Origin of the sequence: Luteolibacter yonseiensis (genome assembly GCF_016595465.1) — a bacterium.
GTDB lineage: Bacteria > Verrucomicrobiota > Verrucomicrobiia > Verrucomicrobiales > Akkermansiaceae > Luteolibacter > Luteolibacter yonseiensis.
The window spans coordinates 1,138,751-1,160,615 of sequence record NZ_JAENIK010000011.1 but is presented as its reverse complement, the minus strand read 5'-3'; the positions used below and the strand labels follow the sequence as shown (position 1 = coordinate 1,160,615).

Here is a 21,865-nt window from a genome sequence, read left to right as displayed (position 1 = left end):
TAGATCATTTCGTCAGGGTTTCGTCGAGGTTGAGGAACTGGTTGCACATCATCGCCCAGGTGGCGACTTCGATGGGGTCGAGCGAGGGGTTCGCCGGAGCTTCACCGGTGGTGAGGACGTCCTTCGCGTCCTGGGCGTTCTCGCGGTAGTGCTTGGAGAAAGCCTCCAGTTGCTTGGTGAGTTGGTTCACCTCCTTCTGGGCAAGCGGACGGGCCATCAGGGTTTCCGAGAGATAATTGAAGCGTTCCGCCGGTTGGCTGGAATTCTGGATCGCGCGCTCCGCGAGCTTGCGGGCCGCTTCGAAGAACTGCGGATCATTCATGCTGACCAGCGCTTGCAACGGTGTGTTGGTCCTCGCACGGCGGGAACAAACCACCTCGCGGGCGGTGGCGTCGAAGGTCTCCAGCGACGGCGGCGGAGCGAACCGTTTCCAGAAGGAATACATGGACCGGCGGTAGAGCGCCTCGCCGGAATCCTGCTTGTAGTGCAGCGTGTTCGACTCGGGCATGGAGACGGCCTCCCACAGACCTTCGGGTTGGTAGGACTTCACCGGCGGTCCGCCGACCTTCGTCGCAAGCAGGCCGGATGCCTGAAGGGCGGTGTCACGCAGCACCTCGGCATCCATCCGGAAACGCGGACCACGGGAGAGCAGACGGTTGCCCTGATCCGCGGCGAGCGCCTCCGGTGTCACCTGGCTGCTCTGCCGGTAGGCGTGCGAGGTGAGCAGCAGCTCGTACATATGCCTTACATTCCAGCCGGACTCGCGGAATTCGACGGCAAGCCAGTCCAGCAATTTTTCATTGGAAGGGCGCGCGCCCATGATGCCGAAGTCGTCCGGAGTCTCCACGAGGCCGGTGCCGAAGACCTCCTGCCAGATACGATTCACGGTGACGCGGGCGAAGAGCGGATTCTCGGGCTTGAACAACCATTCCGCGAGTTCGAGCCGGTTCGAGGATTGGTTCGGCAGAGGCAGGAAATCCGGCGTGGCGGGTACGACCATTTCCTTCCGCGCCGAGTAAACCCCGCGATCCAACACCCACGCGGTTGCCGGAGTCTCACGCTCGCGCGTGATGAGGGTGGCCATGCCATCCTTGCCAAGGCGCTCGATGTCGGCGTCGGCGGCCTCCATTTCCTTTTTGAAACGGGCGGCCTCCGGATCGGCGGATGGCAGGAAATACTGATCGAGGGCGACGAACCGCTGGCGGGCCGTCCATTTCTGAGGATCTGGTGAGGCGGCGAGGATTTCGGCGCTGAGATCCTCATAAGGCAGGCGGGCGAACTCCGCGGCATCGAGCTTGCGATGATAGAGGCGCACGTCCTGATAGGCCGTTTCGCGCATGCGCTCGCCACCGGCCCGCACGCCGAGTTGCAGCGGCAGCTTGTTCCTGATGGTCAGCCCGGGCTTGAGGGTGTTCGTCGGAGTGCTCGTCGGGCGCTCTTGTCCATTCACGTAGAATTTCACGCCTTCCCCCTTGGCGGAGCCGTCATAGCTGAATCCCACGTGCACCCACTCGCCGCGCGGAATACCCGGCGTGTCGGCGCGGATGGCCTGGTCCGGCCACTTGGAAATGATGTGCACCACGAGCTTGTCACCATCGATGAAAAAATCCCAGCCGCGATGGTTTTCCATGGATGCGTCACCCATGCGGGCGAGAAGCGGACCGTTGCCGGTGGTGGCGTTGCTCGTCTTCATCCGGAGATTGATCCACATGGACGCGGAGAACGATTCGTCCGACTCGAAGTCTCCCTGATCCGGCATCACGAGATTCGTGGCGATCTCCATCCTCGCGGACGGCCAGAGCCACACCTGCTCGCCCCAGACGAGGGGGTTCGTGTCCGCCTTGTAGTCCGGCGTCTTCGCCCCGGGAGCGGAGTTTTTCACAACGTCTCCCTTCCCTTCGTCCAGCTTCAGACGGAGTTGCAGGTCCGTCGGAGAAACAACCGATGGCTTGTGTCCGCCGGAAAGCCATTTTTTGAAATTCACGGGCGCGGCGGCCCGGCGTTTCTCATAATTCGCCGCCGCCTGCGAACGGCGGACGATCGCCGCGTCGAACTCCGCGCGCTTGTCATCCGCGGGGACGCGGAGCACGGGCTGGGTGTCGGCGATGTTCTCATCCCACGCCTTCTCGGCGGTGTTGTTGAAAAACGCGGCAAGCGAATAGAAATCCCGCTGGGCCGTGGGGTCGAACTTGTGATCATGGCAGGCGGCGCATCCCACCGTCAGGCCGAGGAATGTCGCGCCGAACGCCTCGGCGCGATCCCGGGTATTGTTGGCATGCACCTCCTCCGGAATGGTGCCGCCTTCGTTGGTCGAAACGTTGCAACGCACATAGCCCGTGGCGATCCATGTATCCGCCGAGCTGGCCGGAATCATGTCTCCGGCAAGCTGCTCGCGGACGAAGGCGTCATAGGGTTTGTTCGAGGCGAACGAACGGATGACATAGTCGCGGTACGGCCAGATCGAGCGCACGTTGTCGAAATGCAGCCCGTGTGTGTCCGCATAGCGCGAGTAGTCCAACCAATAGCGGGTCCGGTGCTCGGCGTATGCCGGTGTCGCGAAAAGTTTATCAAGATACTTCTGATATGCTTCCTTGGTCGGATTCTTGACGAAAGCCTCCACGTCCGCCGCATCCGGCAGAAGTCCGGTAAGGTCCAGCGCGGCCCGGCGGACGAGCGTGCGGGGGTCCTCATCCGGACCGGGAGCCAGTGCCTTTTCCGAAAGTTTCTCCTGGATGAACGCATCGATGGGATTGTTCACCAACTGGGGGGCGGCAACCTTCGGAACCTCCGCACGCTTCGGCGGAATGAAGGACCAATGCTCCTCATACTTCGCCCCCTGTTGCACCCATTTCTCCACCAACACGATTTCCTCGGCCGTCAGTTGGTTATGGGATTTCACAGGTGGCATCACCTCGTCCGGATTCTTCGACTTGATGAGCTGCACCAGCAGGGAAGCGGCGGCATCCCCCTTCACGATCACAGGCTTGCCATCCTCGCGATTCTGAAATGCGAATTTCTCCCGGTCCAACCGGAGCGGCTCTTTCTTCGGCTCGCGTGTGCCCGAGTCCGGGCCGTGACAATGATAACAATTTTCCGAAAGGATCGGTTGGATCGACTCATTGAATGAAATGGGCGCATCCTCCGCAATGACCTCGCCGGACAAGACACATCCGGAAAAAATCGGCAGCAAAGTACGGAAAGCAGGATTCATGGGTTATGGTGACGATGAGGAATCTGGCGGAATCGCCTGTCTCCCAAAACGGGTCGGGACCCGCAATCTTTCATCGCCAACAATACTTCACAACTCCGCGAGCACTAGATGTTTCTGGAGTGACCAGGCGGCGAGGTCCTCCACCTGTGCCACGGAAGACACCTGGCACAACATCTGGCGCAGTTCCTTCGCTCCCGGAAATCCCTTACAATAAGCCATCAGGCGTGACCGCATGGCCGTGAGCGTCTGCCTCTCGTTTCCATTCCGCCCGCTGTCCACCGCCAGCCTGCAATGGCGCAGCACGAGCGCCCAGCGTTCCTCCACCGCCACCTCCGGCAGCACCTCCCCGGTTTCGAGAAAATGCTTCGCCTCACGGAAAACCCACGGGTTCTGCATCGCCGCACGGCCGATCATCACGCCGGAGACGGCGGTTTCGCTTTTGCGCTTCACCAGGTCCGCCCCGCAGTGGATGTCACCGTTTCCGATCACCGGCACCTTCACCGCACGCGCCACGGCGTCGATCACATCCCAGTTCGCCTCGCCACCATAGCCTTGCGCCCGGGTGCGGCCGTGAACCGCGATGGCCTGCATGCCGCAGTCTTCCAAAATCTTCGCCACCTCCACGGCGTTCACCGAATTTTCATCCCAGCCGATCCGCATCTTCGCGGTGACCGGAACCTGGTCGCCCACCGCCTTGGCAACGCCGGATGCGACACTCGCCAGAACCGGGCAATCCTTCAGCAACGACGATCCGCCATTGCGCGAGACCACCTTGTTCACCGGACAACCGAAGTTGATGTCGATGAAGTCCGGACGCTTCCAGTCGATGATCTTCCTCGCCGCCTCGCCCATGCGCTCGCCGTCCGCGCCGAACAGTTGCACACCCACCGGCCGCTGCCCGTCCGTGAATTCCGTGTATTTCCGCGTCCGGTCGTCCGCCTGCATGATGCCCTCGGCGGAGACGAACTCCGTCACCATCACATCCGCTCCCAGTTCCTTGCAGATCTGGCGGAAAATCACATCCGTCACGCCGGCCATCGGGGCGAGGTAGAGCGGAAATCTGTTGTCGGAAAACCAGTGGAGCACGCGACAAGGCTACAACCTACCCGCCCGGCAAGTCCAGAGAGGATGACATTTTTGAAAAATCAACGCTCCTGTCGGTAGACAGGAGACCACCAAAACCATGAACAGGCGCGCCGGATCAATGCATACGAAATTTCAAACCATAACCCGACACCCGGATGCGGAATTGATGAAAAAATCCCATTTCCAAGGGCTTTTCGTGAATTCCGCGGCTCACATTTCTCTAACGACAACCATTTTCCCACAAATCATGCGTTTCTCCAAACAGGTATCTTGATTCTTGCTTCCGGAGTCTTTTCTCTCTCCCCCATGCGCATCCTCCTCACGACCTGCAGTTATCAAGACACTCCCGGCCCCCACCACGCCCTCATGGAATCCCAGGGCTGGGAAATCGTCCGCGAGCGCGGCCCGCTTTCCGAAGCCCGCATGCTGGAACTCGCCGGCGACTTCGACGCCTTTCTCTGCGGTGACGACGGCATCACCCGCGCGGTCATTGAAAAATCCCTGCCGCGCCTGAAGGTGATCTCCAAGTATGGCATCGGCCTCGACAAGATCGACATCCCCGCGACGAAGGATCTGAACGTCCCCGTGCTTTTCACCCCCGGAGTAAACCACGACACCGTCGCCGAGCACACGTTCCTGCTGCTGCTCGCCCTGGCGAAGAATTTCGCCTATGCCATCGACGGCACCCGCGCCGGACGCTGGGACCGGAAAACCGGCAACGAGCTTTTCGAGAAAAAGATCGGCCTCATCGGTCTCGGCCGCATCGGCCAGGAAGTGGCACGTCGCGCGCGCGCCTTCGGGATGGAGGTGCATGCGTATGGAAACTACTGGCCGGAGGACATCGCCTCCGAATTCCAGATCACGCGCCATGACTCGCTCGATTCATTGTTTTCCTCCGTGGACATCATCAGCCCGCATACCAAGCTGAACGCCGAAACCCTCCACTGCGTGAATGCCGGGCGCCTCGCCCTCATGCCCGAAGGCTCGTGGGTCATCAACACCGGTCGTGGCGAACTCATCGACCAGGCGGCGGTCATCGCCGCGCTGGATTCCGGAAAACTCGCGGGCTACGCGGCGGACGTCCTCGACGAGGAACCCCCTCCGGCGGATCACCCGCTGCTGCACCACCCGAAGGTGATCATCACGCCACACGTCGGCTCGCGGACCTTCGAGAGCGTGCCACGCCAGGCAATGAAATCCCTGACGAACCTCATCAACGCGCTGAAGGGCGAGGGTGAGTGCAATTGCGCGAATGGTGTGATCTGAGCGATCCCCCTCCCCCAAGGAGAGAATCCTTGTCAGATCCATCGGATTTATGGTTAGTGCGGCATGGCAGTTTCCTATCGGTCCGATGGATTTGTTTCCCTCACGTTCAGGCGCTCCCTTTCCTCGCTGTTGACCGCCTGCGCCGCCACGACCATGGCCGTGGAGGGAGCACTCTTCCAAGGGTTGGGTTTTCTTTCCGAACCCGATGCCTACAGCACGGCATACGGGCTTTCCGCAGATGGTTCGACGGTGGTGGGTGGTTCCGCGATCGGGGAATTCCTATGGTCCTACCGCTGGAAGGACGGGGTCATGACCCCCATCCCGAAATCCAGCGAAGCGGACGTTCCGCTGAGCCAGGGACACGCTGTTTCCGCGGATGGCTCGGTGGTCGTCGGGATGGAACTGGATCTGACCGCAGGCACCGTCACCGGTTACCGCTGGTCGGAGGCCGGCGGCTTGGTGACGCTTCCGTATGAAACCGGAGTGGTGGACAACAATTATGGAACGGCGGATGTTGTTTCCGCCGATGGCTCGGTGGTCGCGGGTTCCGGCCCGAACGCGTTCCGCTGGACCGCGGCGGACGGGATCACCTCCATTCCTCTATTGCCCGGTGGAGAAAGTGGCATGAGCCACGTGCACGGCATCTCGGGTGACGGTTCCACCATCGTCGGCGCGTCGTCCGCGACGGATGGCGAATTCGCGTTTGTCTGGAGCGAGGCGGAGGGCACCCGGACGATCGCAATCCCCGACGCCTCATGGAGCGACGCGATGGGCATCTCGGCGGATGGCTCCACCATCGTCGGCGCGTTTTCAGTCGGAGCTTCGACATCCCAGACCGCCTTCGCCTGGACCGCCGCCGGTCTCGTGACGATGAGTTCCCTTTCCATTGAGGAAGGCACCATCAGCCAGACCTACGCCCTCACCAGCGACGGACAGTGGGCGGTGGGAGTCTCAAACGATCTGGCGGCTTTGTGGGACACCCGGACCGGAGATGTCTGGGATCTCAACGCATTCTTGGCCGGCCAGGCGGCCTTTGCCGGCTGGACGCTGGAGGACGCGACCGGAATCAGCGCCAATGGTCTGAAAATCGTCGGTAACGGTCTGAACGCCGAAGGAATACCCGAGGCATGGATGATCGATCTGGCATCCATCCCCGAACCGTCATGCGGAGCAATGCTAGCCCTGGGGATCGCCATGACGTTCCGCCGTCGCAGAATATGAAAATTCACGGCTCTTCATAGCCGATCACCTCACACTCCACTACTGCGGGTTCTCCCGTTTCACGGAAGGAAACCGCTCCCGCCCTGCTGCCGCCACGCGGCACGAAGTCGATGGTGAATCCGGCCTCCCGCTTCCCCTCGCCGTGCCCGAGGCAGACCTTCACCTCCACGTTTGCGGCGACGCGTTCTCCGTTGTTTTTCACCGTCACAGGAATGCGTATCCAACCGTCCTTGCTCACAGGCGTTCCCGTTTCCGCGCGCATTTCCGCAGGTCCTTCCTCCACCCCGAAAGCGGCGAGTGTCAGAAGGGTGAGAGTGACCAGCACCAGCCCGCTGCTGATACCGAAGACCGTCCACTCCAGCAGGTTCTTCGTCGGATTCTCTGGTGTGGATTTTCTCATGAGTCTTTGGATTTCGCGCTATCACCCACTTGCAGCAGCAACCGTCCGGCGGATGCCCCCAGCGTCGCCGGAAAACCCAGCACGACGACCTGCGCCATCGCTTGGGAAAAAGGCTCGCCATCCAGCTTGCCGAAAAACCACAGCGATCCAGCCGACACCACCAATGCCACGGCGTAGGTAGAGACGATGCCCCGGACCGACTGCATCGCCGTGTCCCGCGCGACATGGAGTTTCGCCCCCCGGAAACCGGAAAATTGAAGGATCAGAGACCCCATCAGGATCGAGAACAGGGCGATGAGCAGAAGTTTCGCCGGCGGACTTTCCATGGCGATCACCGAGATCTCCTCCGTTGGCGCCACATTCGAGGCGAAAAGCACCGCTCCACACAATGCCAGGGCGAGTTGTGGAAAAAAGCCGTTCACATCCTCCTCCTCGGAAAATCCCTCATCCCCCTCGCAAGGCGCACCCAACTGCGCGGTCCCCACCGATACGCCGATCGCGACCGTCATCCCCTCCATCACGATCTTTCCGAAAATCTCCAACAAATCCATCCCTCCCTCGATCCTTCCCGTGAGCCATAACACCAGGGCGGACAGGACCACCCCGATTCCCATTTCCTCCACGGAATCGATCAACACCTCGATAAACGAGGCATCCCGCCGCAGCCCGGCAAAACGGTTGTACAAAAGGAGCAGTCCGAAAGTGGTGACGGCATAGATCAGGATTCGTCCCGGATGGAGCATGAATCCGGATTGCCACACCTCCATCGTATAAAGGAGAGGCAGTGAAAACATCAGGCCTCCGGCGATGCCGCGTCCATACTCGCGGAGCGATTCGGCGGGGTCGCGATGATGGCTGAAGCGGAGCATTCCTTGCGATGATGTCGCACCATTTCCATATCAGCGCGAGGAGAATTATAAATTCACGTTCCTGATTTCCATTATCGGGATTTTTGCATCATTTCAGAAATGGGAGTGATGTGAATTGCACGGCATCAATCGACATCAAAATACAACAGTATCACATATAGACACTTACGAACCACACCACTCCGGAATACGATCTGCATCAGGAATAATCACGAACCCCTCACCACGCCCATGTCCTCCTCAATCACATCAGCGGATTCAACGCAGAACCCAAGTCGGTCAAACTCTTCCAAAGGCCCTTCCGCACATGAGGATCTCACCATCGCGGAGCAAATCGAGATCATGAGGCTCACAGACGAACACAGGCCGGGTGAGGACTGCTTCCTCGATGCGCATGGCGCGAAACACTGGGTCTCCTCCGTGGAAGTCCAAGGTTTCATCCGGAAATTCGGAGCGGAACACCCTTCGAACTACCTGGCCAGTCACGGCACCCGCTGGGAAGAAGATTTTTTCAACGATTCCGAACATTGATTCCAACATTCCAACCATAACTCTTATGACTACCGAAAGCACCACCCACCCTGCCGAACAAATCCGCGAAACGCTCGATCATACCGGACAAATCATCCGGGAAAAATCCGCCATCGCATGCGATGCCATGGCAAAGGAAGCCAGCCATCTCGCCACCTGCGCCAGCGAGCGCATCCGCGAGAATCCACTCCCCATCGTCCTCGGTGCGGTCGGTGTCGGCATCGCCATAGGGGCGCTGATCATGTCCGGCAGACAATCGCACAGCTATCAGGAAGCTCTTATCCAGGAGCCGCTCGAACATGCGGGGGATGCCATCCGCAACAGTCTCGGCCATTTCTATAACAGCGTTAAATTCTGGTGATATGACACAACCATCCTTCAAACCACCCACCGTGGAACAAGGCGTGAACGCCCTTCTGGAAGACGCGAAACGCGGCGCGTGCGAACGTTACCAGCATTACGAAAGTCTGGTCCGTCAGTCTCCAGGCAAAGCCGTGCTCGTTTCGGTTGCCGCGGGCTACCTCCTGCACCGCCTTCCGGTGCGTTCCTTGCTGGTCTCCCAGGTCCGGCTCGTGACCGCCCTTGCTCCGCCAACCTTGCTTGCATTCGGTGCCGCCAAGTTGTGCGAGTTCCTACAGCACCAGGGAAGCGCCCGCCAACCGGCGGACGACAATCCTGACGGAGGCAATCTGAATCCAAGTTAGGCGAAATAGGTATCCCCGTGCGCATAAGGCGGTGCACAGCAGCACAGGAACCGCATCGCCTCTGTGGCGCGGATCTGATGCCATGCCCCGGGCGGGATCAGAATCGCGTCACCAGGTTCGACATCTGTTTCCAAGCCGTCGATTTCCATCCTGCCCCTCCCTTCCAGCAGGTAGTAGAACTCCTCACTGAGACGGTGATAGTGCCGTTCCGTCTCCGCGCCCGGGAGCAGGGTGGCTTCCGCCAGGCTTTGGTTACGGACGGGAGCATTTGACAGGTCCAGCAGGCTCCGGATCGTCGAACCGTCCTTGGTCGTGAAAGGCGTCTGCTCTGCGTGCTTGCGGATTTCCATGGCGCGAGCGAAACACCTATCCGCCGGACAAGCAATGCGGGACTCCGAAGCTGGACAAGCGTCGCCGTTGTCTCATGCTCGCCCCATGCCTTCCGTCCATGTTGATCTTTCCAACCGTTCCTACAATGTCCTCGTCGAGCCGGGACTGCTCGCGCAGGCGGGCAAAACCCTGAAAAAAGCGGGCATCACCAACCCACGTGTCGCGGTCATCAGTGATGAAACGGTGGCGGGTTTCCACTCCGCGAGCCTCATGGACTCGCTTGCCGCCGAGGGCCTGCAACCCACGTTGCATCTGGTGCCGTCGGGCGAAGCGTCGAAGTCGATGACCCACGTGGAGGCCCTCTGCCGCGAGATGATCCGCGCCGGACATGACCGCAAGTCGCTCGTGGTCGCGCTTGGCGGCGGAGTCGTCGGAGATCTGGCCGGATTCGTGGCTTCCATCTTCTACCGCGGCATCCCCTTCGTCCAGGTACCCACCACCATCGTCGCACAAGTGGACTCTTCGGTGGGTGGAAAAACCGGCGTGAATGTCGGCGAGGGAAAAAACCTTCTGGGAGCCTTCCACCAACCACGTCTTGTCATCGTTGACCCCGACACCCTCGGCACCCTGCCGGATCGCGAGTTCCACGAAGGCTTCGCGGAGGCCATCAAACACGCCGCCATCCGGGACGCCGGAATGTTGGAAGAGCTCGCCTCTTTGGATCCGTCCGGACGCGGGGTCCCCGCGGATCTCATCGCCCGCAACATCGCCATCAAGGCCCGCGTGGTGGAAGCGGACGAACACGAGACCCGGGACATCCGCGCGTTGCTGAACTTCGGCCACACCATCGGCCATGGCATCGAGGCCTCCGTGCCATACGGCCGGATGCTGCACGGCGAGGCGATCTCGCTCGGCATCCGGGCCGCCCTGCTTGTTTCCGAACGCCACGCCGGACTGTCTCCCGCCGACAGCGCGAAGGTCATCTCCCTTTTGGAAAAATTCCACCTGCCGCTCGTTCTCGCTCCCGAAATTTCCACCGAAACGGTCATGGAAAAACTCTCACGCGACAAGAAATTCTCCTCCGGAGCCATCCGCTTCGTCGTGCTCGAAGGGCTGGGCAGCGCGAAAGTCATCGACACCGTGACGTCCGGGGATCTCCGTCAGGCGATCGAACATTTGAGAACCCTCTGAGTCGCCACCTCACGGCGCGGAATGGGTGACCGTCACCGTGCTGCTCCCCACCCGCGGAGGAGAACCATCCGTGGTGGCGGTGAGAGTGAACTCATACGCACCCGGTCCTGGAAGAGTGACCTGGGGGTTCAGAATGGCCGGATTCGAGACTTGCGCGGTTTCGCCGCCGGACTGGCTCCACGCGAGCGTGAGCTGCCCTCCGCCCGTGAAGCCGGCGCTGCCCGCCAAGGTAACGGTGTATGGCGCATTTCCCTCCAATTCGATCGGCGACCCCGCATGCACAGTGAGAATCTCATCTTCCAACGTCACGATGATCTCGTCGTAGGAGGAGAACCGCGGCTTGGTTTTGGTCGTGGTCGTCAGCCGGAACACGTAACTCCCCGCCTCCGGCAAGGTCACATTGGGAGTGAGGGAAGCCGCGTTCGCGATCTGTGCCGTAGCCCCTCCCGTCTGCGTCCAGAGAGCGGTGTAGCCGCCCACTCCCGCCAGAAACACCTCGCCCTGAAGCTGGATGCTCCCTGACGCACCATACGGCAATGTGACATCCGCCCCCGCGTTCACGCGCATGGCACCGAAGAGCGCTCCATTCCGGAATTCAAACCGAAGTCTTCCCGGCACATCCGAATTCCATGTCCGATGGACCAAACCTGATCCGGTGTTCTCCGCACCTGACGAACGTATCTTGTCAAGGAAAGCGCCGGGCACTCCGGATCCTTCCACCTCCATCGCGAATTTCTGGTTCGCCGGCTTGGGTCCGCGGCCTGCGATACCGGCCCGCGCGGACAGTCCGCCATATCCGTCCTCCCCGTCCACATCCCCCGCCTCCCACTCGATCCTGTTGTAGTTGAACTCGACATCGAAGTTCCTGGCCCCGGTATCCTCCCGTTCGATGATGACGATTTGGAAGCTGTTGAGTTTGTCCGGATGCAGGTCGAAGTGGCCGACTTCGCTGTAAGTCGCCCCGAAAGCCCGGTGCCCGTCCACGTATTCCTGGACGAACCCGGCGGCATCATGGCTTTTTGAAAAGTGTATGACTCCGGAACCCTCCGCCCTGGTATCCACATCCGCCCAAAACGGGGCCAGAATCTGTGCGTTGATCGTCCGGAGATCTTCGGGAGTGAAGACGGACAAATTGTCACCGAAGGTGATGTTGCCATTGTTGTTCACATAACAGGCACCATAGTCGGTGCCCAGGAAGTTCACCACAAACGGCAACAACCGCGCGTTTGAGGAATAATCATCGTTCGGAGGAAGTTCCACCGCGTTGAAACCCGGACGGATCGCGCCCTCCCGAAGACGGAAAAAGTAAGTGGATTCGGAACCTTCAAAGAGCAGCGAACGTGCGTTTCCCGATCCCTCGACCACCCGGCTGATGCCTTTCCAGGTAACCAGGTCCCTGCTTCCTTCCAGCATGTGGGTCTTCTGTTCCTGTGCCTGCCAGTCCAGCAGGTAGCACCCCGGCTCCATGGGGGTGATGCGCAATGGAACCGTGGATTGGGCGCTGGCATATCCCATCATCGACCAAACGCCGGCGACTGACAAAAAGAGCCGGCCATCCACAATCCTCCGCCCGACGTTTTTCATCAGAAAAATCGGCTCGTGGCAGCGGTGCCTGAGGGTTCCATCCATCGTGATCCTATGTCTTCATCCGCCCCGGGACAACGGGGTGTCACAACTCTGTTCTGACACCGGGAGCAACAAGACATACACGGAAATATCAGCCAAGTCTAACCAAACGTTCAAGTCTGAATTCATCAACCTGTTCTCACTGAGGACGGATCATTTCGAACAGATCGCTCGTTTTACAATACCAATTGGGCACGGACATCCGCCCCACGGGATGGAAAACATCACCACGTATCCGCAAAGTATCTACATCAAATAACTCCTCTTTTACCTGCACGCGGTGGACGATACCAAACACAAGGCGGTTTTCCCCAATCTGCTGGATGGAGTGCAACTTGCATTCCAATGCGGCAGGCGCCGCTGCGATGCGCGGGGGAGCGACCGATGCAGAGGCCGCGGTTTCCAGATTCTCCCGCTTCGTCTCGCTCACCCCATAGGGCACGGTGGCTGAGGTGCGGTTCATGACTTCCGCGAGCGATTCGTCCACCAGATTGACCACGAACTCGCCCGTCCGGCGGCAGTTTCGGGCGGTGTCCTTCGGCGAGCCGTCCGGGCGGTCGCCAGGTGCGAAAATCACCAGTGGTGGCTCGTCGCCAAACACATTGAAAAACGAGAACGGCGCGGCGTTCACACTGCCGTCCTCATTGAGCGTCGTCACCCATGCGATGGGGCGCGGGGTGACCAGCCCCGCCAGAATCGGATAAGCGCGGTGGGCGTGGGTGGTGAGGAGGTCGAGTTCGATCATCGTGGGGTGACTATACTGGTCGTTTCACCGTCGGCAAATTTCGTGCGCATCATTTCTCCCGGCTTCAGCGCCGCCGCGGAGGTCACAATTTTTCCGTCCGCCGCCAATGTGATGGAAAATCCACGCTGGAACGCGGACTCCGGTCCCAGAGCGCGCAAGAGGCCGCGCAACCGGTCGAGACGCTCCGCGCGCTGCACCGGGATATCCCGGCCCGTCCGTTCCAACCGTCGGCGCAGCCCCGCCACCGCATCCATCCGGCGTTCCAGAATGCGGGCGGGATGGCATGCCTTGTGACGGGCGCGAAGCTCGCCGAGACGCACCGCCAGCCGTTCCAACGAGAGTTTGGTTCCATGTGAAAGCTGTCCCCGTGCGGAATCCACCCTCATGACCGATTCACGCAGCAGTTTCTCGCCATCGCGCTGCAACGCGCCACGCTTCAGCGCCTCCACCGCGAGTTGCGCACCGGCCAACCGCTCGCGCGCCGTCCGCGTCATCCGCCGCCGGATCTGCGCGAGCCTGGCCGACAGCTCCGCGCCATCCGCCACGGCGAGTTCCGCAGCCGCGCTGGGCGTCGGAGCCCGGAGATCCGCCACGAAGTCCGCGATCGTGAAATCGATCTCATGCCCCACGGCGGAGATGACCGGAATCGGACATGCGGCGATGGCCCGCGCGACGACTTCCTCATTGAAATTCCACAAATCCTCGATCGAGCCGCCGCCCCGCCCTACGATGAGGACGTCACACCGTGGATAGCCGAACGCCTCCGGACGTCCCATTTTCTCAATAGCTTGTGCGATTTCCAGCTCAGCCCCCCGGCCCTGCACCCGCACAGGAAAAAGCACCGGCTGTACCCATGGAGCCCGCCGTGCGAGCACATTGAGAATGTCCTGAAGCGCCGCGCCGCTGCCGGATGTGACGAGTCCGATGGTCTTGGGAAATGGCGGAACCGGCTTCTTGCGGTCGGCATCGAAAAGCCCCTCCGCATGAAGTTTTCGCTTCAGGGCCTCGAATCGGGCCTGCAGATCCCCCGCCCCCGCGCGCTCCGCTTTCTGGACGATGATCTGCAACTGTCCCCTCGCCTCATACACGCTCGCCTCCGCGAAGACCCGTACTTTGGCGCCGTCCACCAGCGCCTCCGCTCCTTCCCGCCGCTTCGCGTTGAACATGGCGCAGGAAATCTGCGCGCCCTCGTCTTTCAGCGAGAAATACCAATGCCCGCTTGCCTGCTTCCGCATGTTGGAAATCTCGCCCTCCACCCAGGTCTCGCCGATCTGGACCTCCAGAAGATTTTTCATCCGCCGCAACAGCTGGGTCACGGAAAGGGATTTCGGCTCGGAAGGCCGGGGTTTCGAAAACAAGTCCACGTGCGGAACCTCGCAGGTAGTGTGACTTTTTCGAGCCTGAAAATCCTCTTCTGAGACACGATCCGTTCGCTCGAAAAATCCCGCTCTTGGACCGGGACACCGCATATTGCAGGTGATAACGCCCTTGGCGGACCCGCCAATGGTCAAAAGAACACACACGCGATCGCGTATGTCGGGAAAAAATTGATAATATTGCGAAACCCGCTAGATAGAGCACGTTGAAATTCACCAACTTAGGCTCGAACGTCATCCTGCTCCTCCTGCTTTCAGCTCTTGCGTGGGGCGGCATTTTCGCGCTCTTGGTGGTTTACCTGATCGGAACTCCCTCGTTTGTCGGATGGCTTATCGTCTCTCTTTTTCTAACAGGGATGGTCGTGTGCATCAGCCTGATGGGGCTTGAAATCTTCCGTCCCTCGAATGCTGAAAAGCAGGATAGTACCAAACAGCAGCCATTGAAGGGTCCTCCCAAAATTTCCGAGCTGCAATTGGACGATTTTCCTCCGGTCGCCAGCCAAACTCCCTCCCCCGCCTCCCCCGCAGTTCACCTCCTCCCCCCGCTGCAAGTTCCTCTCCCCGCTCTGGCCCCCCTCCAGCAACACGCCCTCCGCAGCGTGCTCACCCTGCAGATGCAGCCCCCCTCGGCGCAGCCCCCCCCCATCACGCAATCCCTCCGCCCCCAAGAGTCGGCTGTTTCGGGTAGTCTTCCGGGAGGACGATGATTGCGGACCGGATCGGCGTTTTTTAACTCCTTTCCGGCGCGGAAAAACGGTTGGATTCCTCCCATGTGGTTCCCTGGTCCGCTTCGCTCCACAGTTCTCGCGCTTTCCCTTGCCACCGCGGCATCAGCGGACGGGCATCGCCCGCTGATGCGGGACTTCATCGGGCTGAACGGCCACACCGTTCAGTTCAAGCCCGAACTCTACCGCCCGGTCTCCGGCGTGGTGCGGGATTACCATCCCGTCGAGTGGGATCTAGGCAAGGAAACCGCCGTGTTACCGAAATTCCCTTTCGCGAAAAACGGCGTGGACTGGCAGCACGTCTATGGCTCGTGGCGGGAAAAGAAATGGGACATCGACGCCTGCCTGATGTTCGAGTCCGTCAAGCGCGAGGACTGGAAGGACATCGATGCGGATGCCCGCGCATACGGCGAGGCGTTCGCCAGGGAGTTCGGTCCATCCGGAAACCGCAAGCTCACGGACTCCGTGGAAATCGGCAACGAGCCGGGGAAATGGAGCGATGCCGACTACACCCGCATCTTCAAGGCCATGGCCACCGGCATCCGCGCGGGCGATCCGAAACTGAAAATCGCCACCTGTAATCTCACCACCGGCAAAAGCGGTGACTATGAGAAATCCGTCGATTGCGTCGCCGCCTTTCCCGAACTCTTCGATGTCCTGAACGTCCACACCTACGCCCAACTCGAAGGCTGGCCGACGTGGAAGCGGAGTTTCCCCGAAGACCCGAAACTCCCGAACTACCTCCAGGACGTGGAAAAACTCTGCAAATGGCGGGACGCCCACACACCCGGCAAACCCATCTGGATCACCGAGTTCGGCTACGACTCCACCACCCAGCCGAACGCCACTACCGGCGACTTCGTAAAGTGGCAGGGCGTCACCGACACCCAGCAGGCCCAATGGCTCGTCCGTTCCCTCCTCGTATTCTCCTCCATGCCCGTCCAGCGCGCCTACGTCTATTTTTTCAACGACGACGACCAACCCGGCGTCCACGCCAGCGCCGGCCTCACCCGCCATTTCAAACCCAAACCCTCCTTCCACGCCCTCGCCCACCTGCAACAGGTCCTCGGCGACTGCCGCTTCGAGAAAATCATCACCAACCAACCCGCCCAGCTCCGCGTTCAGGAATACCGGAACGACGCCGGCAAAATCGTCTGGGCGGTGTGGAGCCCGACGGGCGAGGGGAAAACGTTCACGACAACGCTGGAGAACATTCCGGGGAAAGTGGTGGGAGTGCAGAGAATGCCTCTTACTTCGGAAATAACAAATCTACTTACCGCTCACAAAATCGGAAACGAAAAAATCTTAATCGAAGCAGATGGGACACCAACGTATCTAATTTTTGAGCATCGATAAATTATTAATTTCAACTGATAATTTATTGCGCACATAAATCAATGTATAGCTTCAATCAAAAAAACGGAGCACCAACTACCGCACTTTTATAGTTCTAGCATCTTTGATCATTTCCGTAATATCGAATTCGCTGATATCGCCAGCTCCCTTACAGTAGAGCGAATTATACTCTTTCGGAACCGAATACACCATCCTTACGTTTCGCTTCCGAAGCGCATATAAAGCCGCACCAATAAATGAAAGTTTAGTATTCATCGCGACAATAGCGACATTATAACCTTCGTAGTCAATATTCATGGCCATCAATTTTTTATAGGTATCAAAAATGGAATTGGCACTAAAATCAACTGGCTCTATATTTGGCAACGGAATCTCTGTCCGCAACTTATTCGCTACTATTTCGCTGTAGGCACTGGCCCCTTCAACAGTCGAAGTATCTCGATTCTCGCTACTAATGGAGAGGCGGCTCGGCTCATAATATACAATGGTTTCAAGAAGCCTCTCAAATTCGTGGCCCGCAAATGCGACGACATGTTTTACCCTTTCACTGCTGAAATTACCGGGATATCCTACGATTGATCGAATTCTTACCACACCTCGGCTCAGCCACTGCTGATCTAAAGACAACTTAATATTTTGTGTTGCATAACCGCCTCTATCACAAGAGGGAGCTGCAACATAAAAAACTCGAACACTTTGCAAATAATCCCTTCGGACGGATAGCGCAAATAATAGCATGCCCAGTGGTTCACGTGGCAGACACGTTGCATCAATTAATATATTGCCACCACATTCGCAAGCGATCCCCCAAACCCATTCCCATAATGAACGAGAATTAAGTCTGTTACATTTCGCGACGTCCATAATACCCAAATTTTCGAACTGCGAAATGTTTTCACTCAACTCGACACTGTCATCGGCAAATAGAACAACCTTAATATTTTCGCGCTTACCGCCGCTTTCTACAAACTTCTTCGGCATCACCAACGAGCGCTCTTCAAAAGATATTGCCCCGACAAACAAATCAACATTATTCATTTCGTTCATAAGCCAGCCTCCTCAGGTGAAATGAAAATCCAGCTTTCAGCTCCGGTCGACGTAGTCGCTGAACCGTCGTGCAATTCAAAAAATGTTAGTTGATCAGATTCTTTATTAATTGGAACAATCGCCTTATCTCCTTGCTCAATGAGAATTTTTGCACGTTCAGCGGTAAGGGACAAATAACCCGAATAAGCGGAAACATCCAAATTAAAAGCAGGCGCTAAGCGCCGAGTCAGGACATACAGCGTCCTCCTACCCGTGCCCTCCTTTTTGCTGATAAAACCCTTCATTAGATATCCTTCTGCAATCGCCAACTCCAAAAGTCTTTCTATTCTCTCTCCCGGCTCATTTTGAAAGCAGAATGAAAAAACTCGTCGCTCGGAGTCATTCGAAAGCATTTTTTCTTTAAAAAGATTACTTATTCCATTTATTAACTTGTATATAGACAACCAGTCTTCGCCTGTGGCATCCCGTGCACGCTTTTGTTTTGGATTCTTTATATCTGCCAAAACCTCATCAGCATGACTCCTCACGATCAAGTTCTGAATCGAAGGAGCAATGCTGGTTACCGGCTCTTCACCTCTAGAAGCACTGTCAAACATTCTTTGCGCGCAAATTATAAAATCCCTTACATGCCCACTGCTCAAAACGGCTAAAGTCGAAAATCCTGAATACACGAAGCTATTCGGCGCTCTTGTTTTTCGGAGTATTTTCATATACTCAGAAGTCAGATGTCGATACACATAGTCACCAACCGATCGTCCATGATATTTTTTTGAATAGTCGTCATTTAATTTTCGTGCCAAATTCCTCAGCTCCTCTTTTTGGCTTGGATCTTCCGGGAAAAACTTATCAGGATCTATCTCCCCAGGAGAGGTTTCGATGCCCACACCCTTGAGGCGTTTTTTTGAAATTTCACGGAGTAAGTTCACATAATCCTCACCGGAATTTGACATATATCTAGTAGCTATATCATATTGAAAAAAATCATGGGGGTGCTGAATGGCGGACTTTGATCTTGTTTTATATGTTTTATATCCGAACATTGTGCTGACTTTAAACACAGCACTCTGCCTTCTCCTAGCAATCCAAGAATTTAATACTATGGTGTGCGATTCTGGAAGATCGTCAGCATCATCGATCAATACGTATAAACATTTGTTCAAATTTTCGCTAAAATAATCTGCGATTCTACCGAGCAAGGTATCGAACAAAAACAATGGCCCCTCGAAAGGAAGAGCATCATACAATCTCAGACCGACATAGGTAATAATACGTGCTCGCTCTTGCTCAAACAAATTAATGACTTGTTTGACGAACAAGTCAAAACTCACCTCACTGGAAATATCCGCAGATTGAACACTATATTGAAATGCGTTCCGAAAACAGTCACAGGTCAAGTCCATCAATCCGCTTTGATGAATATCTGAAACAACTGAAATATCGCCTTGCAATATAATGAATAATTGCTTAGCTACCAAAATTGAAAAATGACTTTCGCTAATTATGTTCCGCTGAGCGTCGCTTTGAAACAAATCCAACTCCTCCGTCATGAATTCCGTATCTCGAACCGAAAAGTAGATAGCTAAAAAATCAGGTGTTTTGTCAGGATATAAAAGGCGCTGACAGTCATGTTGAAGTATTCTGAATAACATCGACTTGCCGGTGCCACGATGGCCATTAACAAAGCAGTTTTCCTTTCCGTTCACTCGATCCAAACGTTTATCATCACACCAGAGATCTACCGCCTCCTCAGCAGACAACTTTGAAGCGGTAACCAGTTCGAAGGGATTTTTCATAGGCGTTTCTGTTTTTTACTATTTTTTTAAGTATCCCAATATCGTAGCAAATGGTCCTTTTTTTCCAATCGATAGAACTGGCACAGTATCTCTAGCACCAACCGAAAAGCACTCTGCAAGTGTCATGATTTTCTTCTGAGTAAGTTCTGGTGATCTTTGGCACAATGAATGATCTAAATCAGGATAACCATGATTGAGAGATAGAGTGAACTCCTCCGAAATCTCAACTTGACTTGGACGCTCGGTCTTATATTTTCTCACTGTAACATTTATCTTGCTTATATGAAATGCCGGTCTCGCATATTGCGAACAGTATCTAGATTCTTTATCGATCACATTTATCTTTTCTTCCAGAAAATCATAAAAGCTAATTTTTTTATCATCTATGGTAACACTAAGGTTATGTTCGGATGGATATACACCAAAAACGATATAAAGAGCTTCACCTCTTAGTTCAAAAGAATTGAAGCATTTGGCGTATGCATGTGCCAGCTTGCTTCGGTCTGAAATTTCGTGATGAGCCACTACCGGTTGCGGCACTCTCTCTTCATTTTCCGAAAGTTCGTCTCCCAACCGCAGGAAGGCGGCAAGCAACAGGAGCCTTGGAGGCTTTATACTATCGACATTTAAACTTCTAAAGGTGTCTTTTCCAAAATCCGGATGGCGTCCGCCATGCACACGCGCGACATCATAAATTTGTTGACAAGCGCTACTTATAAACAATTCCTTGTATTTGATGATTACTTCATTGCACCGTTCTGGATGCCCCTCTCGCTTCAGTACATTTGCAGCGTCATGAACGTGTGCAGCACACAGTAAAATATAAGCCTCCAGGACTGTGATGGGAGTATCTGACTGACCGGACGTTTCTTTAGATAGCTTATCGAGACTTTTTATCAGATCGGAAATATGACGACACCCGTGGACCGTAAAAACGTTTGACACAGCTCCATCAGAGATTTTCGCCTCGTTCATTGCCAGCCCTACGTCGACAAACGGGTGAACTTTTTCAAAAAATTCCACCTCGAGCGCACGAAACTTCGCATAATAGGCTTTCGCATCCGAATGATCCGAATGAGAAGTGTCTGATGCGGCCTTTTGCAGCAGTGAAATCAGATACCCGTTTGTAGTATAATCACTCATTAGAAGAACCTATTGAAAACTTCCTTTGCCAAAATCGGTGGCACCATATTACCAACTTGCTGCTGCTGGAATCCTATAGAACCTGAAAACAAGAAATGATCAGGAACCGATTGAATTCGGGCAGCCTCTCTGACAGACAATCCCCTGTTTTCATATGGATGGATTAACATGTTTTTCCTGAAATTACCGATCACGACAGATGCCTTTTTAGGATCCAATCTCTTGTATATTCCCGTGTGGCAGCGGGATCGATCTGCATAATTACCAAACAATGATTCAGGGATATCTTCCCAGTTTCCACCATGAGGGACATAGCTATACCTATCTATCACCTGCTTACAATTTTTGGTAACAATGTTCCCGGTAACACGATTTGCTCCCTTTCTGAGTCTCTTCGCGTAGGCTGATTCAGCCTTGCAACGATAATCCATCTCATCAACACAAGCCCCATTTTCCAATACAGGAAGATCGCTGATAGCTTGCAAAACCGGAATTTCCGAAAGAGTCGTGGGACAAGGATATACAAACTCCCCGCCATTCCTAGCGCCGACGAAGAATGCTCGGGTCCGCCGTTGAGGAACCCCGAAATCGACAGCATTAAGAAGACTAAATGACATCTTGTAACCTGCCATTTTAAAGGTGTTCAGGGCGGTTTCCAAAAAACTACCACCTTCGGTTTCGGTGATACCTTTGACATTTTCCATGACAATGTAGTCAGGATTCCACATTTGGACCATTCGAATGAATTCCTGAAACAACCAATTATTTGGATTCTGTGAATTTCTGGTTCTTTGGTTAGAAGTCGAAAAACCCTGACATGGAGGACCACCGAACAATATACTTTTAACTCCTTTGGACTTCTTAGGGAGCATGCGTAGTTTTCGAATGTCCCCAGTATACAATGGAATTTTTGGGAAATTCAGTCTGTAGGTTGCTGCTGCATGGGGACACTTTTCCACTGCGTAAATAACCTCAATCCCAGCCATTTGGGCACCCAAAGTCATTCCACCAGCACCGCAGAAAAGGTCGATACCCACAAAATGAGCTTGACTCGGAACCTCTTTCGCACTTGGACCCAGTCCGCTACTTAGCATCCGGGTCATAGTGGAACCTCTTTCTCCATTTCGGTTTTGCCCTTAAAGCTCATTTTTCGCCCAATATTTTGCAGATGAATTTGCCTCCGCCGGAAAATAAACGTAGGGTGGGCCGGTCGGACAGCTTTTATTTCTGGTGGCCAGTTTGCCT

General features: G+C 56.0%; 19 protein-coding genes. 7 read left to right on the top strand and 12 right to left on the bottom strand.

Going from position 1 to position 21,865, the window contains the following annotated elements; translation table 11 throughout:
* Positions 1-4: 4 nt before the first annotated feature.
* Together JIN84_RS14640 and dusB are read right to left on the bottom strand one after the other, a co-directional pair.
* Positions 5-3,211, bottom strand: coding sequence for a DUF1553 domain-containing protein (locus JIN84_RS14640; protein WP_200351785.1), 3,207 nt, complete (start codon positions 3,209-3,211; stop codon positions 5-7).
* An 87-nt stretch (positions 3,212-3,298) separates the two neighbouring features.
* Positions 3,299-4,297, bottom strand: coding sequence for a tRNA dihydrouridine synthase DusB (gene dusB / locus JIN84_RS14635; protein WP_200351784.1), 999 nt, complete (start codon positions 4,295-4,297; stop codon positions 3,299-3,301).
* 306 nt (positions 4,298-4,603) lie between these two features.
* On the opposite strand from dusB, the gene JIN84_RS14630 reads away from it, so the two are divergent.
* On the top strand, positions 4,604-5,563 hold the full coding sequence (locus tag JIN84_RS14630; protein WP_200351783.1) for a phosphoglycerate dehydrogenase: 960 nt from the start codon (positions 4,604-4,606) through the stop codon (positions 5,561-5,563).
* Positions 5,564-5,626: 63 nt separating this feature from the next.
* Positions 5,627-6,784 carry a hypothetical protein gene (locus tag JIN84_RS14625; protein ID WP_200351782.1) on the top strand — a complete coding sequence of 386 codons (1,158 nt, stop codon included), beginning with the start codon at positions 5,627-5,629 and terminating at the stop codon, positions 6,782-6,784.
* A gap of 4 nt (positions 6,785-6,788) precedes the next feature.
* Here the strand turns inward: JIN84_RS14625 and JIN84_RS14620 are convergent, their stop codons facing one another.
* Together JIN84_RS14620 and JIN84_RS14615 are read right to left on the bottom strand one after the other, a co-directional pair.
* Positions 6,789-7,184, bottom strand: coding sequence for a hypothetical protein (locus tag JIN84_RS14620; protein WP_200351781.1), 396 nt, complete (start codon positions 7,182-7,184; stop codon positions 6,789-6,791).
* Complete coding sequence (locus JIN84_RS14615; RefSeq protein WP_200351780.1) at positions 7,181-8,053, bottom strand: TIGR02587 family membrane protein; 873 nt, start codon at positions 8,051-8,053, stop codon at positions 7,181-7,183. The genes JIN84_RS14620 and JIN84_RS14615 overlap by 4 nt, the downstream gene beginning before the upstream one ends.
* A gap of 342 nt (positions 8,054-8,395) precedes the next feature.
* Here JIN84_RS14615 and JIN84_RS14610 point away from each other — a divergent pair, with 342 nt between their 5' ends.
* The 3 genes from JIN84_RS14610 to JIN84_RS14600 are packed head-to-tail and all read left to right on the top strand — an operon-like array spanning position 8,396 to position 9,288.
* The gene (locus tag JIN84_RS14610) at positions 8,396-8,584 is read left to right on the top strand and encodes a hypothetical protein (protein ID WP_200351779.1); all 189 of its coding nucleotides are present in this window, start codon (positions 8,396-8,398) and stop codon (positions 8,582-8,584) included.
* Between the two features lie 25 nt (positions 8,585-8,609).
* Positions 8,610-8,945, top strand: a complete 336-nt coding sequence (locus JIN84_RS14605; protein WP_200351778.1) for a DUF883 domain-containing protein — start codon at positions 8,610-8,612, stop codon at positions 8,943-8,945.
* Between the two features lies 1 nt (position 8,946).
* A complete protein-coding gene (locus JIN84_RS14600; RefSeq protein ID WP_200351777.1) occupies positions 8,947-9,288 on the top strand; it encodes a hypothetical protein in 342 nt (113 codons plus the stop codon).
* Here the strand turns inward: JIN84_RS14600 and JIN84_RS14595 are convergent.
* Positions 9,285-9,638 carry a cupin domain-containing protein gene (locus tag JIN84_RS14595; protein WP_200351776.1) on the bottom strand — a complete coding sequence of 118 codons (354 nt, stop codon included), beginning with the start codon at positions 9,636-9,638 and terminating at the stop codon, positions 9,285-9,287. The genes JIN84_RS14600 and JIN84_RS14595 overlap by 4 nt on opposite strands.
* Before the next feature lie 85 nt (positions 9,639-9,723).
* Here JIN84_RS14595 and aroB point away from each other — a divergent pair, with 85 nt between their 5' ends.
* Positions 9,724-10,809, top strand: a complete 1,086-nt coding sequence (aroB, locus tag JIN84_RS14590) for a 3-dehydroquinate synthase (protein ID WP_200351775.1) — start codon at positions 9,724-9,726, stop codon at positions 10,807-10,809.
* 9 nt (positions 10,810-10,818) lie between these two features.
* Here aroB and JIN84_RS14585 read toward each other — a convergent pair whose 3' ends face one another.
* The 3 genes from JIN84_RS14585 to xseA form a co-directional block, all read right to left on the bottom strand.
* Positions 10,819-12,393, bottom strand: coding sequence for a nidogen-like domain-containing protein (locus JIN84_RS14585; RefSeq protein ID WP_200351774.1), 1,575 nt, complete (start codon positions 12,391-12,393; stop codon positions 10,819-10,821).
* Between the two features lie 181 nt (positions 12,394-12,574).
* On the bottom strand, positions 12,575-13,180 hold the full coding sequence (locus tag JIN84_RS14580) for a flavin reductase family protein (protein WP_200351773.1): 606 nt from the start codon (positions 13,178-13,180) through the stop codon (positions 12,575-12,577).
* Positions 13,177-14,649 (bottom strand): exodeoxyribonuclease VII large subunit, encoded by a 1,473-nt coding sequence (gene xseA, locus JIN84_RS14575; protein ID WP_267908237.1) that lies wholly within the window; start codon positions 14,647-14,649, stop codon positions 13,177-13,179. Before xseA ends, JIN84_RS14580 begins: the two co-directional genes overlap by 4 nt.
* A 677-nt stretch (positions 14,650-15,326) precedes the next feature.
* On the opposite strand from xseA, the gene JIN84_RS14570 reads away from it, so the two are divergent.
* A complete protein-coding gene (locus tag JIN84_RS14570) occupies positions 15,327-16,637 on the top strand; it encodes a cellulase family glycosylhydrolase (RefSeq protein ID WP_200351771.1) in 1,311 nt (436 codons plus the stop codon).
* Between the two features lie 75 nt (positions 16,638-16,712).
* Here the strand turns inward: JIN84_RS14570 and JIN84_RS14565 are convergent, their stop codons facing one another.
* From JIN84_RS14565 to JIN84_RS14550, 4 genes are read right to left on the bottom strand one after another with little or no spacing between them, the layout of a single operon-like run.
* Entirely contained in the window at positions 16,713-17,684 is a 972-nt protein-coding gene (locus tag JIN84_RS14565) for a hypothetical protein (protein WP_200351770.1), read from the bottom strand.
* The gene (locus tag JIN84_RS14560; protein ID WP_200351769.1) at positions 17,681-19,477 is read right to left on the bottom strand and encodes an ORC-CDC6 family AAA ATPase; all 1,797 of its coding nucleotides are present in this window, start codon (positions 19,475-19,477) and stop codon (positions 17,681-17,683) included. The genes JIN84_RS14565 and JIN84_RS14560 overlap by 4 nt, the downstream gene beginning before the upstream one ends.
* 18 nt (positions 19,478-19,495) lie before the next feature.
* Positions 19,496-20,620, bottom strand: coding sequence for an HD domain-containing protein (locus tag JIN84_RS14555; RefSeq protein ID WP_200351768.1), 1,125 nt, complete (start codon positions 20,618-20,620; stop codon positions 19,496-19,498).
* Positions 20,620-21,723 carry a DNA cytosine methyltransferase gene (locus JIN84_RS14550; RefSeq protein ID WP_200351767.1) on the bottom strand — a complete coding sequence of 368 codons (1,104 nt, stop codon included), beginning with the start codon at positions 21,721-21,723 and terminating at the stop codon, positions 20,620-20,622. The genes JIN84_RS14555 and JIN84_RS14550 overlap by 1 nt, the downstream gene beginning before the upstream one ends.
* Between the last annotated feature and the right edge of the window lie 142 nt (positions 21,724-21,865).

Excerpts from the sequence above, each read along its gene's own strand:
- JIN84_RS14640 (WP_200351785.1), bottom strand. The coding sequence starts at position 3,211 with ATGAATCCTGCTTTCCGTACTTTGCTGCCGATTTTTTCCGGATGTGTC.
- JIN84_RS14630 (WP_200351783.1), top strand. The coding sequence starts at position 4,604 with ATGCGCATCCTCCTCACGACCTGCAGTTATCAAGACACTCCCGGCCCC.
- JIN84_RS14625 (WP_200351782.1), top strand. The coding sequence starts at position 5,627 with ATGGCAGTTTCCTATCGGTCCGATGGATTTGTTTCCCTCACGTTCAGG.
- JIN84_RS14620 (WP_200351781.1), bottom strand. The coding sequence starts at position 7,184 with ATGAGAAAATCCACACCAGAGAATCCGACGAAGAACCTGCTGGAGTGG.
- JIN84_RS14615 (WP_200351780.1), bottom strand. The coding sequence starts at position 8,053 with ATGCTCCGCTTCAGCCATCATCGCGACCCCGCCGAATCGCTCCGCGAG.
- JIN84_RS14610 (WP_200351779.1), top strand. The coding sequence starts at position 8,396 with ATGAGGCTCACAGACGAACACAGGCCGGGTGAGGACTGCTTCCTCGAT.
- JIN84_RS14605 (WP_200351778.1), top strand. The coding sequence starts at position 8,610 with ATGACTACCGAAAGCACCACCCACCCTGCCGAACAAATCCGCGAAACG.
- JIN84_RS14600 (WP_200351777.1), top strand. The coding sequence starts at position 8,947 with ATGACACAACCATCCTTCAAACCACCCACCGTGGAACAAGGCGTGAAC.
- JIN84_RS14595 (WP_200351776.1), bottom strand. The coding sequence starts at position 9,638 with ATGGAAATCCGCAAGCACGCAGAGCAGACGCCTTTCACGACCAAGGAC.
- aroB (WP_200351775.1), top strand. The coding sequence starts at position 9,724 with ATGCCTTCCGTCCATGTTGATCTTTCCAACCGTTCCTACAATGTCCTC.
- JIN84_RS14585 (WP_200351774.1), bottom strand. The coding sequence starts at position 12,393 with ATGAAAAACGTCGGGCGGAGGATTGTGGATGGCCGGCTCTTTTTGTCA.
- JIN84_RS14580 (WP_200351773.1), bottom strand. The coding sequence starts at position 13,180 with ATGATCGAACTCGACCTCCTCACCACCCACGCCCACCGCGCTTATCCG.
- xseA (WP_267908237.1), bottom strand. The coding sequence starts at position 14,649 with ATGCGGTGTCCCGGTCCAAGAGCGGGATTTTTCGAGCGAACGGATCGT.
- JIN84_RS14570 (WP_200351771.1), top strand. The coding sequence starts at position 15,327 with ATGTGGTTCCCTGGTCCGCTTCGCTCCACAGTTCTCGCGCTTTCCCTT.
- JIN84_RS14565 (WP_200351770.1), bottom strand. The coding sequence starts at position 17,684 with ATGAACGAAATGAATAATGTTGATTTGTTTGTCGGGGCAATATCTTTT.
- JIN84_RS14560 (WP_200351769.1), bottom strand. The coding sequence starts at position 19,477 with ATGAAAAATCCCTTCGAACTGGTTACCGCTTCAAAGTTGTCTGCTGAG.
- JIN84_RS14555 (WP_200351768.1), bottom strand. The coding sequence starts at position 20,620 with ATGAGTGATTATACTACAAACGGGTATCTGATTTCACTGCTGCAAAAG.
- JIN84_RS14550 (WP_200351767.1), bottom strand. The coding sequence starts at position 21,723 with ATGACCCGGATGCTAAGTAGCGGACTGGGTCCAAGTGCGAAAGAGGTT.